This window comes from Anaerotruncus sp. 80, from assembly GCF_009936115.1.
Taxonomy (GTDB): Bacteria; Bacillota; Clostridia; order Peptostreptococcales; family Anaerovoracaceae; genus Senimuribacter; species Senimuribacter intestinalis.
This window is the reverse complement of record NZ_QWES01000001.1, coordinates 336,210-349,273: the sequence shown is the minus strand read 5'-3', so window position 1 is coordinate 349,273 and position 13,064 is coordinate 336,210. Positions and strand designations below refer to the sequence as shown.

Sequence of the window (13,064 nt, the reverse complement as noted above, 5' to 3'; positions counted from 1 at the left end):
ATAGAAGCAATAAGGAGGTAGCAGCATGGACTATCAGCGGGCATAAAAAGATCGGATGGAGGCATATTATCAGATTACTGCTTCCTATCGTGCAACTACGATGGACGCTGCAAAGGCGGCAAGAGGACCGGAGCTATGTGCGGGCAGGTGCAGCTTGAGAACTGAAAAAACTAGAAGCCGCATATAAAGAGTACTTCGCAGACGATTTTGCCTGTCAGTAAAGAAATCATAAGACTTCCTAGCCAGATACATATGGCACCGGGAAGTCTTTGTTGTTTTACCAGAAGGACTGCGGAGTTAAAGCAAGGCACAGAAAAGGTCATCATTACCACGCAGCTCAAAAGCTGGGCAGCGCTGAATATGCCGCTTCCTGCAAGGGAGAGTAAAGATGCTGCACCGAAATCCCGTTTTAGAATGTTTAAAAGCAGCAAAGATGCAGCTTCGGAAGGCAAGTGAAACACACTCTCAAGTATTGGTGCACAGAGAGAAGATAATGCATCTAAGGTGCCGAAGTAAAGAAGAATACTGATAATAACACTGCCAGCGCAGAATGCTGGTGCGGTATCAGATACTGATCGAAAGGCTTCTCTTAGGATTTGCAGAATAGAAAAGTTTCCGTTTGCGCTTTCCGGCTTTACCATGGTATCTGTCAGTGGAAACAGCATCCCCAGCCCTAAGTATAAAACCCCGGCGAACAGAACAAAAAACAGAAAAAACACTAAAAAGACTCGTAAGGTAACCATGGATGCAAAGGCGGCAAGGAGGGTAAGCTGGGCAGAACATGGAACCAGCAAAATGAGGATCAGTGCCATGCGGCTGCGGCTTTTGGAATCGGTCAATGGTGTCAGCGCAGCTAAGGCACAGGTGGTGCAGCCCAGTCCTATAAATCCGTAGAAAAGTTGATTGATCAGAGGAGAAGTGGTTTTAAGAAATGGGATTTTGGGGAGAATCTGTCCTAGTATTCCAAGAAATACCATGACGGGAAATAGAACTAGAAGCAGATATCTGGGGGTGAGGGTGAAAAGTCCGAATTCACCGAAAAAAATACAGTCTAAAAGTGATAGGAGATTACACATTTCTACTTTTGAATCCTTTCAAAAAATGGTATACTATATATGTATGAGTAAAAGAAACTTTAATGAAAGAAAGAGGTAAGGCAAAATGATGGATATCGCATTGGTGATACTGGGCGTTATCATTCTGATCCTTCTCATTGCAGTGCTGGGCAAGTTTTCGGCGGTGCAGAAAGAAATCAAGGAATCCAGAGTGGAGACCATTCAATACATAAATAATTCTTTTAAGAACTTTGGGGATATGGTAAGCGGAAACCAGAAAGAGGTAACTCAAATGCAGGACAAGCGCCTTGCGGAACTGAGTGAGAGATTTCGTTATATGACCATGGAAAATGAGCAGAAGCTGGAAAATATTCGCAGCACCATGTCGCAGAAAATCGGTGAGCTTACGGAAGATAACAACAAGCAGCTTGAGCAAATGCGCCAGACTGTAGATGAGAAGCTGCAGAAAACTTTAGAGGATCGCATTGGGCAGTCCTTTAAGCTGGTCAGCGAGAGACTGGAGCAGGTTTATAAAGGTCTCGGCGAAATGCAGACTCTGGCAACGGGGGTAGGCGATTTGAAGAAGGTTCTTTCCAATGTAAAGACTAGAGGAATTCTCGGTGAAATTCAGCTGGGAGCCATTTTGGAACAGATATTGTCACCTGATCAGTATGAGGAAAATGTGACGACCAGAAGCACTGGCTCTGAGCGTGTCGAATATGCAGTGAAGCTGCCGGGTGAGGACGATAGAACTGTTTACCTCCCTATCGATGCAAAATTTCCTGCAGATGCATATGCAAAGCTGGTCGACGCATATGATGAGGGAGACAGTGCAGCCATCGAAGCAGCAGGAAAGAACTTGGAACGTATTATCAAATCCGAAGCAAAGGATATTCGTGATAAATACGTAGAACCGCCAAATACAACGGACTTTGGCATTATGTTCCTGCCTTTTGAGGGACTTTATGCGGAAGTGGTGCGGCGCGGACTTGTGGAGACGCTGCAGAGAGACTATAAGGTCAATATCGCAGGTCCGACTACCATGGCAGCGCTGCTCAACAGTCTGCAGATGGGCTTTAAGACTTTGGCAATCCAGAAACATTCCAGTGAGGTATGGGATATTTTGGGTGCTGTAAAAAATGAATTTGAAAAATTTGAAAGCGTTCTTGCGGCAGCGCAGAAAAAAATCAATCAGGCAAACGACGATCTTGACAAGCTGGTGGGCACTCGCTCGCGGATGATTCGCAGCAAGCTGCGCAAGGTGACGACCTTAAACGACGATGAATCTGCAGTTTTGCTTGATTTAGAGGAGAAATAAAAGGTGAAGATATTTGCAATTGCTGATTTACATTTGTCCATGGATGCACGCATTGAAAAACCGATGGATATTTTTGGAAGCAGATGGCAAAACCATGCAGAAAATGTGGCGAACCACTGGAATCGTCTTGTTACAAGAGAAGATGTGGTAATTCTACCGGGAGATATTTCCTGGGGACTCAGGCAGGGGGAAGCTATGGCTGACCTTGCGTGGATTCACCAGCTGCCGGGCAGAAAGGTGATTACCAAGGGAAACCACGATTTGTGGTGGACCTCTGTCAGCAAGCTGAATAAACTATTTGATGACATTACGTTCCTGCAGAACAAATGTTATATGGCTGGCAGCGTAGCAGTTTGTGGTAGCCGCGGATGGGTGTGCCCCGGAAGTGATGGCTTTTCCGCCCACGATAAAAAGATCTACGAAAGGGAACTGATTCGTCTTGGACTGTCTTTGGATGAAGCAAAGAGGCAGGGCGCAGAGCATATCGTTGCGGCTTTGCATTTTCCGCCTACTAACGACAAATTGCAGCCGTCAGGATTTACCGCTTTGATGGCAGAACATGGGGTGAAAACCTGTGTTTATGGGCACCTTCATGGAAAGGACGCATTTAAAAACGGACTAAAAGGACGACTTGACGGTGTAGAATATAGATTGGTTTCTCTCGATTTTCTGGAGGGAAAACCGGAACTTATTTATCAGTCAGAAGAATAGAAAGTAGGTGATTAGGAAATGAGAAGAATAATTTTGATGGTGACAGACAGTGTGGGTGTAGGGGCGCTTCCTGATGCAGCCAGCTATGGAGATATGGGAGCAAATACTTTTGCCCATGCGGCAGCAAATACGCCCGGCTTTGCAGTGCCAAACCTGAAAAAAATGGGCTTTGGCAATATTGAAGGTGTCCTTGAAGGTGCGCTTAGGGAAGATGCACCAAAAGGCGCTTTCGGCAGGCTGGCAGAGGTTTCTAAAGGAAAGGATACTATTACAGGCCATTGGGAAATTGCCGGAATTGAAACAAGGACACCCTTTAAGACTTATCCGGACGGGTTTCCGAAAGCGTTTATGGATGCTTTTGAGGAAAAAATCGGAATTTCCTGTCTGGGTAATTATCCGGCTTCCGGCACAGAAATTATCGAGCAGCTTGGAGCGGAGCACGAGGCTAGCGGCAAGCCTATCGTCTATACATCGGCTGACAGCGTTTTTCAGATTGCTGCAAATACGGCGGTGATTCCGTTGCCAAGGCTTTACGAAATCTGCCAGGCGGCGAGAGAACTTCTCACCGGAGAGTTTGCTTGCGGTAGAGTTATCGCAAGACCTTATGTAATGGAAGACGGAAAGCGGGTCAGAACCTCGGACAGAAAGGATTATGCTGTTTCACCACCGCAGAAAACACTCCTGGATTTTGTCAGTGAAGCGGGACAGACCGTCTATGCGGTGGGTAAAATCAGTGATATTTTCAACGGCTGCGGTGTTTCTACCTCGGTACATACAGAGAGCAACATGGACGGCGTGGATCAGACCATCAGGGCGTTAACTGATGATTTTGGGGGGCTGATTTTTACAAACCTTGTGGACTTTGACTCTAAATTCGGCCATAGAAGAGATGCAGAAGGCTACGGCAGGGCGATTATGGAGTTTGACAGAAGACTTCCTGAAATCACAGCAGCTATGGGCGAGGACGATATTCTGATGATTTGTGCTGACCACGGCAACGATCCGGTACATGCCGGTTGGGATCACACTAGAGAGTACATTCCACTGGTGGTCTATGGAAAGCATGTCAAAGCAGGCGTCGATTTAGGTACGCGCAAATCCTTTGCTGATATCGGGGCGAGCATTGCGGCATATTTGGGTACTGAAAAAACTGCAATTGGAGAGAGCTTCTTAGAGGAGATTTTAAAATGAATATGAACGATATCATCGTAAAGAAACGGGACGGCGGTAAACTGACAACAGAGGAAATCGGATTTTTTGTCAAGGGCTATGCGCAGGGCGACATTCCTGATTATCAGGCGGCGGCACTTTTGATGGCGATTTATTTCCAGAAGATGGATAAGGAAGAGACCTTTGCGCTGACTGACGCTATGCGATATTCCGGCGATACGGTGGATTTGTCTGGAATTTTCGGCATCAAGGTAGATAAGCATTCCACCGGCGGCGTGGGAGATAAAACCACGCTGATTTGTGCGCCCCTTGCTGCAGCATGCGGCATTCCTATCGCAAAGATGAGCGGCAGAGGCCTTGGATTTACAGGTGGAACTGTGGATAAGCTGGAGGCCATTCCTGGATTTCAGACCACCCTTGAGCCAGCAGCTTTCCTGAAACAGGTCAATGAGGCGGGCATTGCCGTCATCGGTCAGACCGCCCATATCACGCCGGCTGATAAAAAAATCTATGCACTGCGGGATGTGACGGGCACGGTGGAAAATCTCAGCTTGATTGCCTCCAGCATTATGAGCAAAAAGCTTGCTGCAGGCAGCGATGCCATTGTACTAGATGTAAAATGTGGCAGCGGCGCTTTTATGGAAAATCAGGCGGCGGCAGAGGAGCTGGGCAGTCTGATGTGCGAAATCGGCAGCGCAGCGGGCAAGAAAACTGTAGCGGTAGTGACCGATATGAATCAGCCGCTGGGCCACGCTGTAGGAAACAGTTTGGAAGTCATCGAGGCCATCGAGACCCTTAAAGGCAATGGTCCTGCGGATATCACAGAACTTTCTCTGAAACTGGCAGGCGTGATGATTTTCCTCGGTGCAAGAGCAAAAACTTCGGCAGAAGGAGAAATGATGGCGAAACAGGCGCTGTACAGCGGGGCGGCATTGGCAAAGCTGAAAACGCTGATTACCAGACAGGGTGGAAATCCGGCGGTCATAGAGGACTACGATTTGCTTCCGTCGGCTGCGTACAGCATGGAACTCACTGCGCCTGAAGCTGGCTTTATTACGTCTATTGACGCCAGGGCAATTGGGATTGCTTCGCAGCATACCGGCGCCGGCAGACAGTCGAAGGAAGATTCCGTGGATTTGGCGGCGGGCATTTACCTTCATTGCAAAGTTGGCGACAAGGCAGCCAAAGGAGAAGTTTTGGCTACCCTTTACGGCAGCAGTAAAGGAAAGCTGGCGGCTGCTGTAAAGGAAGCGGAGAAGGCTTTTGTGATAGGAAAAGAAAAACCGGAAAGACCGGAGCTAATAAAAGAAATTTTGGGACTGTAATACACAGTCTCTTTTTTATTGGAAATGCGTTGTACGGGCAGCAGTGCCTGCATAAGATAGAAGATGTGAGTAAAATGTGAAAACAATTTAAGAACAATTATACATATTCTATTGACAAACAAGATGAAAACAATTATACTTGTATACAGATAATCGAATGCGTTAATGCACAAAAGCGGATGAAGGAAAAAGGAGGTAGAAATATGATAGAGATATCGAGGAAATCTAATCTGTTGGAACAACCAACCTATAAATATGACTTGCAGGATATTCCGCAGCCCAATTTATATAGAGATATGTACAATTATTCTGAGGTGCCGAAGGTGGTGTTTAACCATAGGCGGGTGCCGATGAACATGCCCGAAGATATTTGGATTACAGATACTTCCTTTCGAGACGGACAGCAATCTATGGCTCCTTATACTGTAGAGCAGATTGTAGATCTATACAAATTGCTTTCCAGACTGGGCGGACCATATGGACTGATTCGTCAGTCTGAGTTTTTTATTTATACGAAAAAAGACCGCCAGGCAGTAGAAAAATGCATGGAACTGGATTTGAAATTCCCGGAAATCACTACATGGATTCGTGCGAAACGAGAGGATTTTCGTCTGGTAAAAGAACTGGGGATTAAGGAAACCGGAATTTTGGTATCCTGCAGTGATTACCACATTTTTAAGAAGATGAACATGACGAGAAGACAGGCGGTGGACTACTATCTTGAAACGATTCGAGAAGCCTTTGAGGAGGGTGTAGTGCCTAGATGTCACCTGGAGGATATCACCAGAGCAGATTTTTATGGCTTTGTAGTGCCTTTTGTCAATGAGATTATGAAGCTTTCCAGGGAGGCTGGCGTGCCGGTAAAAATCAGAGCCTGTGATACTATGGGTTATGGCGTTCCGTATAATGGAGCGGCGCTGCCAAGGAGTGTATCTGGAATTATTTACGGCTTGCAGCAGTACTCCGGTGTTCCCAGCGAGATGCTGGAATGGCACGGGCATAATGACTTTTATAAGTCTGTGGCGAATGCTTCTACAGCGTGGCTCTACGGTGCCTGCGCTGTAAACTGCTCTCTGCTGGGTATTGGAGAACGTACAGGAAATGTCCCGCTTGAGGCTATGGTCTTTGAATATGCCTCTCTGAAAGGTTCCATGGACGGTATGGATCCGACAGCAATTACTGAAATCGGAAGATATTTCAGAGATAAGATGGGATACAATATTCCACCGATGACGCCGTTTGTTGGTGAGAATTTCAATGTGACGAAGGCAGGCATTCATGCCGACGGGCTAATGAAGGACGAGGAAATTTACAATATCTTTGACACGAAGAAACTTCTTGGAAGAACGCCGGGGGTTGCGGTCAGCAAGACCAGCGGTCTTGCAGGTATCGCATACTGGATGAACGAGCATTACGGTCTTTGCGGCGAGGAGAAAATGTCCAAGGATACGCCTATTGTGCACACCCTAAAGGAATGGGTTGATGAGATGTATGCAGACGGACGAACCACCAGCTTATCTAATAAAGAGCTGGAAGATAAGGTTCGGGAATTAACGTCTGAGAGTGAACAGTAAGGAGGCTTACCATGATTGAATATAAGACTATTTCTCTTGCAAATCAGGTTTATGATAGATTAGAATACAACATTTTGAGCGGCACTTATGCGCCAGGGGAAATCATCAGTGAGACCAGACTTTCTGAGGAACTGGGTGTCAGCAGAACGCCAATCAGAGAGGCTATGGCAAAGCTGGCCCACGAGAAGCTGATTAAAGATTCTCCCCAGGGGACTGTAGTTGTAGGTGTGACAGAAAATGATGTCAAAGACTTGTTTGAAGTGAAACGCAGAATCGAAATCATCGCAACGAGAAGAGCGGCAGAGAATATCAGCGAAGAGGGGCTTGCAGCGCTGAAAGAAAATGTAGAGCAGCAGGAATTTTTTGCCCAGAAAGGTGACGTCATCAAGGTGAGGGACCTGGATACGGAGTTTCACGATATCCTTTATAGAGAATGCGGCAGTGTGACTTTTGAGACGATCCTGTCTCCAATCCATCACAAGATGATGAAGTTTAGACGGCTTTCTCTGGAAAAATCCCACAGGATTGTGGCGTCTGTAGCAGAGCACAAATCTCTTTATAATGCCATTGCAGATAAAGATGGTGATAAGATTGAAACTATTATGCTTTTGCATATTGACCACGCATACAACAATATCATGGAGGTGAACGAACAGTATGGGACTGACAATAGCACAGAAGATCATTAAAGAACATTTAATCAGCGGAGATATGACACCAGGCAGTGAAATAGCACTGAAAATAGACCAGACTCTGACGCAGGACGCAACTGGCACCATGGCTTATCTGGAATTTGAGACCATGGGCATTCCCAGAGTCAGAACGGAGCTTTCTGTTGCCTATATTGACCATAACACGTTGCAGTCTGGTTTTGAAAATGCTGACGATCATAGATTCATTCAGTCTATGGCAAAGAAGTACGGCTTGTACTTTTCAAGACCGGGCAACGGCATTTGTCATCAGGTGCACCTGGAGCGCTTTGGCAAACCGGGCAAGACTCTGATTGGATCTGACAGCCACACGCCGACAGGCGGAGGTATCGGCATGCTCGCCATGGGTGCGGGCGGCCTTGATGTGGCAGTTGCTATGGGCGGCGGCGCTTATTATATCACCATGCCAAAGATGTACAAGGTGAATTTGACCGGAAAGCTGAATCCTTTTGTGACTGCAAAGGATATTAGTCTGGAAATTCTGCGTATTCTGTCCGTAAAGGGCGGCGTAGGCGCCATCATTGAGTGGGCAGGTCCAGGCGTAGAAACTCTGTCTGTACCGGAAAGAGCTACTATTACCAATATGGGCACAGAACTAGGCGCAACCACATCTATCTTCCCGTCTGATGAGGTAACCCGCGCATTTTTGGCGGCGGAGGGCAGAGAAGAAGATTATATGCCTCTTTCCAGCGATTCTGACGCAGTGTACGACCGTATCATCGACATTAATTTGTCTGCGCTGCAGCCGATGATTGCATGTCCTCACAGTCCGGATAATGTAGTGCCGGTACATACTCTGAAAGGTACCAAGGTGGATCAGGTCTGCATTGGCTCCTGCACTAACTCTTCACTGTATGACATGCTGAAAGTGGCTGCTATGCTGAAAGGCAAGACTATCAAACCGGAGGTAAGTCTGTCTATTTCACCAGGCTCCAAGCAGGTGCTGACAATGTTGGCTGACTGCGGCGCTTTGTCGGATATTTTAGCCAGCGGTGCAAGAGTACTGGAGTGTGCCTGCGGACCATGTATCGGCATGGGATTTTCGCCAAATTCCGGCGGCGTATCTCTTAGAACTTTTAATAGAAACTTTGAAGGGCGTTCCGGCACAGCCGATGGAAAAGTATATCTGGTTTCTCCGGAAACCGCTGTTGCAGCGGCACTGACCGGCGAGATTACAGATCCTATGCTTCTTGGGGAGATGCCGGAAGTTGTTATGCCGGATGCCTTTAAAATTGATGATAGTGCGATTATTGCACCTGCACCAGTTGAGGAGGCAAAGGAACTTCCGATTCTACGAGGACCGAACATCAAGGCTTTTCCAAGCAGCAAACCTCAGGAGGACAGTCTGGAAGCAGAGTTGGTGCTTAAAGTTAGCGATAACATCACCACAGACCACATTATGCCGGCAGGCGCAAAGATTCTGCCGTACCGCTCCAACATTCCGCACCTGTCTCAGTACTGCTTCGGTGTGTGCGATGAAACCTTCCCGGAAAGAGCAAAGGCGGCGGGAGAGAGTATCATCGTAGGCGGAAACAACTATGGGCAGGGTTCTTCCAGAGAGCATGCTGCGCTGGTTCCACTTTATCTGGGGGTTCGCACTGTCATTACTAAGAGTTTTGCTCGAATTCACGCTGCGAATCTCATTAATGCCGGTATTATGCCGCTGACCTTTCAAAATCCTGAGGATTACGATAAAGTGTCTCAAGGGGATAAGCTGAAACTTTCGGATATCTATGCAGGTATGGACAGCGGAAAGATTACACTGACGAACCTGTCTACCGGTGAGGAAATTCCGCTGGAATGCAATTTTACACAGAGACAGAAAGAAATTCTAAAGGCAGGGAGCCTTTTGAAATACGTAGCAAAAGAGGGAAAATAAGATGGATACATATATTGAAAAAGCCTGCGAGCAGTTTCGTACACTGCTTTTGGAACAGCTTGCGCGAACAGAAAAAATGGAAACCAGCAGTGTACCTAAGGATTTTACGTCTATGGAGAAAATAACCATTGGCATTGTTGGTGGTGATGGAATAGGACCTATTATCATGGAGCAGGCAGATAGACTTCTGAACAAGGTACTGGCTGAGGAAATTGCAGAAGGACGAATTGTACTGAAAAAAATTGACGGTCTGACTATTGAGAACAGAATGGCTCTTGGAAAAGCTGTGCCGGAAGATGTCCTTGCAGAAATTAAATCTTGCGATGTGCTGCTCAAAGGACCGACTACTACACCAAAGGGCGGCACTTTGGAAAGTGCCAACGTTACTCTTCGCAGAGAATTGGATTTATATGCGAACGTTCGTCCGGTGCAGGTACCAGACGAAGGGATTGACTGGATTTTCTACAGAGAAAATACGGAGGGAGAGTACGTTTTGGGAAGCCGGGGCGTTGAAGTGCCTGGCAAGCTTTCGATGGATTTTAAAGTAACTACAGAGCCGGGAACTCGCAGAATTGCAAAGGCTGCCTTTGAATATGCCAAGGCAAATGGAAAAGGCTGTGTAGCAATTGTGACCAAGGCAAATATCATGAAAAAGACGGACGGCAATTTTACTAGAATATGTCATGAGGTGGCGGCAGAATATCCAGGCATCAAAGCGGACGACTGGTACATCGATATTATGACTGCTAACTTAGTGAACAAGGATATCAGAAATCAGTTTCAGGTATTTGTGCTGCCAAATCTTTACGGTGACATCATCACCGATGAAGCAGCAGAAATTCAGGGTGGCGTAGGTACTGCAGGAAGCGCAAATATGGGCGACCAGTACGCCATGTTTGAAGCCATTCATGGCAGCGCACCGAGAATGATAGAGGAGGGTCTTGGCGATTATGCCAACCCGTCCAGTATTTTCAAGGCTGCAGAAATGATGATTCGGCACATCGGATTGACAGCTAAGGCAGACAGGCTGGCAGCTGTATTGGAAGAATGCAGCGAAAAAGAGAAGAAAGTAGTGGTAACTGGTTTTGCTTCTGGGGCTACCTGCAAAGAGTTTGCCGATTACGTCATGAGCAAGCTGTAAAATATCTTGCAAAATTCTTATAAACGTTTTAAAATATAGTGAAATAAAATAATGAAAATGACGAAACACGATATGGAGAAACGGAATGGAAGAATTAAAGCTATTTAAAGAGCAGCTAAAGAATATGCGTCCTGAGGGCTGGGACCAGATTCCGGATATTGATCTTTATATGGATCAGGTCATCAGCTATATGAGCAGGCAACATATCGGGCTTGAGCCTTTAGGCGATGAGAGTTTGACTGCAGCTATGATTAATAATTATGTGAAACATGGGCTGCTTCCAAGGGCAAAGGGAAAGCGGTACAGCAGAGAACATCTTGCCTATCTGACGGCAATCTGTCTTTTAAAACAGGTGCTCAGTGTCAGTGAGACGGGAGCCCTTTTGGAGAAGGAGATGGAGCACAGCGATATCCGAACATTTTACGACCAATATCTTGAGATTTTAGATGAAACTTTTACGGAGACAGCAAGCAGGCTTTGCGAAGAAGAAAGCAAGGAAAGTCTTGCTGAGCTGGCACTGACCATGGCGGTAGAAAGCTATGCAAAAATGCTGGCATGTAAAAAGATTCTGAAGGAGATTGCTCCTGCACCTGAAGCGAAAAAATAGTCACAAAAGAAGAATCCCTGACATAGTATAAAGTATCTTACTGTGAAAGGGGTTTTTCTTTTGAATAAAATGGAGCCTTATATTGGTATGCCGATTATTTTAGGCGAATCGGACCTTTGCGGCACTTGTGACTGCGATAAACCGGCTTGCGATGAAACGCCGCCGACGCCGCCGCAGGGACCTGTTGCGCCATCACCACAACCACCGCAGCCGTCAGAGCCGTCACAGCCATCGAGACCGCCGCAGACATCTGCATGTATGCCATGTCTGTACGATGACAGCTGTCAGAACTGCAGTGTGCAGCCGCCGCAGCAGAAAATGATGCTTGCTATGGCATATGTGCCTTGGCAGAGATGGCAGAATCCGTATGAATACGAAGAGGGTCTGAAGGCAGGAACGATTTTCCCTGACCTGAATTTACCGTTTCTGGGCGCACAGGGAGGTATGAGAAGATGACGAGAGAAGAAGCAATGAGACAGGTGCAGATGTATGACTTTGCACTGATTGATACAGGACTGTTCCTTGATACCCACCCGACCAACAGGGAAGCACTGGATTTTTATGCGAGTACAAGAATGCGGTATCTGCAGGCTGTGGAAGAGTATGAGCAGCAGTTTGGTCCTTTGACTGCGCAGGATACCAACACCGATAACGGCTGGGCATGGGTAGAAACACCTTGGCCGTGGGAAATGGAGGATTAGTATGTGGACTTATGAGAAGAAATTAGAATACCCTGTAAAAATCAAAAATCCAAATCCGGCCATGGCGAAGTTTATTATCAGCCAATATGGCGGACCCGATGGTGAAATTGGTGCGTCGCTCAGATATTTGTCCCAGCGTTACTCTATGCCGTACAGAAAAGTTGCAGCGGTGCTTACCGACATCGGCAGCGAAGAAATCGGGCATTATGAAATGGTAGCCACTATTGTGCATCAGCTGACCAAGAATATGACCATGGATCAGATAAAAGAAGCTGGATTTCAGGAATATTTCGTAGACCATACTTCTGGCGTTTATGCCCAGGCAGCGGCAGGATTCCCTTTTGATGCATTGTGCTTTGCATCAAAGGGTGACGCCATTACGGATTTACATGAAGATATGGCGGCAGAACAGAAAGCCAGAACAACTTATGACAATATCCTGAGAATGGTAGATGATCCTGACGTACTGGATCCAATTCGTTTCCTGCGCCAGAGAGAAATTGTACATTATCAGCGGTTCGGTGAAGCGCTGAGAATTGTTCAGGATAATCTGGATTCTAAAAATTTCTATGCAATTAATCCGGAGTTTGATTTGAGATAGGAAAGCTGTAAAAGTAAATATGTATTGAAACAGCGCACCCGACGATAATTGGGTGCGCTGTTTCAGCTTGAAATTTATATGGTCTGAGTAAATCAGATGTGGTATAATAAGTTTAAATATAAATTCAAACTCAATATATAGCTTATATTGCTACTTTTTTGCAAAAGAAAAAACTCGCAGCTGCGAGTTTATCCACATCATGTGGAGCCCAAAGGGCGATTAGAAAAGTTCTTTATTTGAACCTGTAGTGTAATCTCATATGGTAGTCATTT

At 46.3% G+C, this 13,064-nt stretch carries 15 protein-coding genes; all 15 read left to right on the top strand.

Going from position 1 to position 13,064, the window contains the following annotated elements; genetic code table 11:
- Window positions 1-55: 55 nt before the first annotated feature.
- The 15 genes from D1155_RS15910 (at window position 56) to D1155_RS01565 (ending at window position 12,792) form a co-directional block, all read left to right on the top strand.
- Entirely contained in the window at window positions 56-187 is a 132-nt protein-coding gene (locus D1155_RS15910; protein WP_279261331.1) for a hypothetical protein, read from the top strand.
- 65 nt (window positions 188-252) lie between these two features.
- Entirely contained in the window at window positions 253-456 is a 204-nt protein-coding gene (locus tag D1155_RS15720; protein WP_243150977.1) for a hypothetical protein, read from the top strand.
- Between the two features lie 183 nt (window positions 457-639).
- The gene (locus tag D1155_RS15715; protein WP_160200664.1) at window positions 640-894 is read left to right on the top strand and encodes a hypothetical protein; all 255 of its coding nucleotides are present in this window, start codon (window positions 640-642) and stop codon (window positions 892-894) included.
- Between the two features lie 267 nt (window positions 895-1,161).
- Window positions 1,162-2,373, top strand: a complete 1,212-nt coding sequence (gene rmuC, locus D1155_RS01620; protein ID WP_160200663.1) for a DNA recombination protein RmuC — start codon at window positions 1,162-1,164, stop codon at window positions 2,371-2,373.
- 3 nt (window positions 2,374-2,376) lie between these two features.
- Window positions 2,377-3,084 carry a metallophosphoesterase gene (locus tag D1155_RS01615; RefSeq protein WP_160200662.1) on the top strand — a complete coding sequence of 236 codons (708 nt, stop codon included), beginning with the start codon at window positions 2,377-2,379 and terminating at the stop codon, window positions 3,082-3,084.
- Window positions 3,085-3,102: 18 nt separating this feature from the next.
- Window positions 3,103-4,275, top strand: coding sequence for a phosphopentomutase (locus tag D1155_RS01610; RefSeq protein WP_160200661.1), 1,173 nt, complete (start codon window positions 3,103-3,105; stop codon window positions 4,273-4,275).
- Window positions 4,272-5,579: a pyrimidine-nucleoside phosphorylase gene (locus tag D1155_RS01605; RefSeq protein ID WP_160200660.1), complete on the top strand. Its 1,308-nt coding sequence runs from the start codon at window positions 4,272-4,274 to the stop codon at window positions 5,577-5,579. The genes D1155_RS01610 and D1155_RS01605 overlap by 4 nt, the downstream gene beginning before the upstream one ends.
- A gap of 203 nt (window positions 5,580-5,782) precedes the next feature.
- Window positions 5,783-7,153: a 2-isopropylmalate synthase gene (locus tag D1155_RS01600; RefSeq protein ID WP_160200659.1), complete on the top strand. Its 1,371-nt coding sequence runs from the start codon at window positions 5,783-5,785 to the stop codon at window positions 7,151-7,153.
- Between the two features lie 11 nt (window positions 7,154-7,164).
- A complete protein-coding gene (locus D1155_RS01595; RefSeq protein WP_160200658.1) occupies window positions 7,165-7,842 on the top strand; it encodes a GntR family transcriptional regulator in 678 nt (225 codons plus the stop codon).
- Window positions 7,811-9,742 carry an aconitate hydratase gene (locus D1155_RS01590; protein ID WP_160200657.1) on the top strand — a complete coding sequence of 644 codons (1,932 nt, stop codon included), beginning with the start codon at window positions 7,811-7,813 and terminating at the stop codon, window positions 9,740-9,742. Before D1155_RS01595 ends, D1155_RS01590 begins: the two co-directional genes overlap by 32 nt.
- A gap of 1 nt (window position 9,743) precedes the next feature.
- Window positions 9,744-10,883: an isocitrate/isopropylmalate family dehydrogenase gene (locus D1155_RS01585; RefSeq protein ID WP_160200656.1), complete on the top strand. Its 1,140-nt coding sequence runs from the start codon at window positions 9,744-9,746 to the stop codon at window positions 10,881-10,883.
- A gap of 85 nt (window positions 10,884-10,968) precedes the next feature.
- A complete protein-coding gene (locus D1155_RS01580) occupies window positions 10,969-11,490 on the top strand; it encodes a DUF1836 domain-containing protein (protein WP_160200655.1) in 522 nt (173 codons plus the stop codon).
- 69 nt (window positions 11,491-11,559) lie between these two features.
- Window positions 11,560-11,946, top strand: a complete 387-nt coding sequence (locus tag D1155_RS15710; protein WP_243150976.1) for a spore coat associated protein CotJA — start codon at window positions 11,560-11,562, stop codon at window positions 11,944-11,946.
- Complete coding sequence (locus tag D1155_RS01570) at window positions 11,943-12,191, top strand: spore coat protein CotJB (protein WP_160200654.1); 249 nt, start codon at window positions 11,943-11,945, stop codon at window positions 12,189-12,191. Before D1155_RS15710 ends, D1155_RS01570 begins: the two co-directional genes overlap by 4 nt.
- 1 nt (window position 12,192) lies before the next feature.
- The gene (locus tag D1155_RS01565) at window positions 12,193-12,792 is read left to right on the top strand and encodes a manganese catalase family protein (protein ID WP_160200653.1); all 600 of its coding nucleotides are present in this window, start codon (window positions 12,193-12,195) and stop codon (window positions 12,790-12,792) included.
- Window positions 12,793-13,064: the final 272 nt, after the last annotated feature.

What these genes read in the sequence shown, in the direction of transcription:
- D1155_RS01605 (WP_160200660.1), top strand. Translation starts at nt 4,272, where the DNA reads ATGAATATGAACGATATCATCGTAAAGAAACGGGACGGCGGTAAACTG.
- D1155_RS01570 (WP_160200654.1), top strand. Translation starts at nt 11,943, where the DNA reads ATGACGAGAGAAGAAGCAATGAGACAGGTGCAGATGTATGACTTTGCA.
- D1155_RS01595 (WP_160200658.1), top strand. Translation starts at nt 7,165, where the DNA reads ATGATTGAATATAAGACTATTTCTCTTGCAAATCAGGTTTATGATAGA.
- rmuC (WP_160200663.1), top strand. Translation starts at nt 1,162, where the DNA reads ATGATGGATATCGCATTGGTGATACTGGGCGTTATCATTCTGATCCTT.
- D1155_RS15720 (WP_243150977.1), top strand. Translation starts at nt 253, where the DNA reads ATGGCACCGGGAAGTCTTTGTTGTTTTACCAGAAGGACTGCGGAGTTA.
- D1155_RS15715 (WP_160200664.1), top strand. Translation starts at nt 640, where the DNA reads ATGGTATCTGTCAGTGGAAACAGCATCCCCAGCCCTAAGTATAAAACC.
- D1155_RS01580 (WP_160200655.1), top strand. Translation starts at nt 10,969, where the DNA reads ATGGAAGAATTAAAGCTATTTAAAGAGCAGCTAAAGAATATGCGTCCT.
- D1155_RS15910 (WP_279261331.1), top strand. Translation starts at nt 56, where the DNA reads ATGGAGGCATATTATCAGATTACTGCTTCCTATCGTGCAACTACGATG.
- D1155_RS01590 (WP_160200657.1), top strand. Translation starts at nt 7,811, where the DNA reads ATGGGACTGACAATAGCACAGAAGATCATTAAAGAACATTTAATCAGC.
- D1155_RS01610 (WP_160200661.1), top strand. Translation starts at nt 3,103, where the DNA reads ATGAGAAGAATAATTTTGATGGTGACAGACAGTGTGGGTGTAGGGGCG.
- D1155_RS01565 (WP_160200653.1), top strand. Translation starts at nt 12,193, where the DNA reads ATGTGGACTTATGAGAAGAAATTAGAATACCCTGTAAAAATCAAAAAT.
- D1155_RS01600 (WP_160200659.1), top strand. Translation starts at nt 5,783, where the DNA reads ATGATAGAGATATCGAGGAAATCTAATCTGTTGGAACAACCAACCTAT.
- D1155_RS15710 (WP_243150976.1), top strand. Translation starts at nt 11,560, where the DNA reads ATGGAGCCTTATATTGGTATGCCGATTATTTTAGGCGAATCGGACCTT.
- D1155_RS01585 (WP_160200656.1), top strand. Translation starts at nt 9,744, where the DNA reads ATGGATACATATATTGAAAAAGCCTGCGAGCAGTTTCGTACACTGCTT.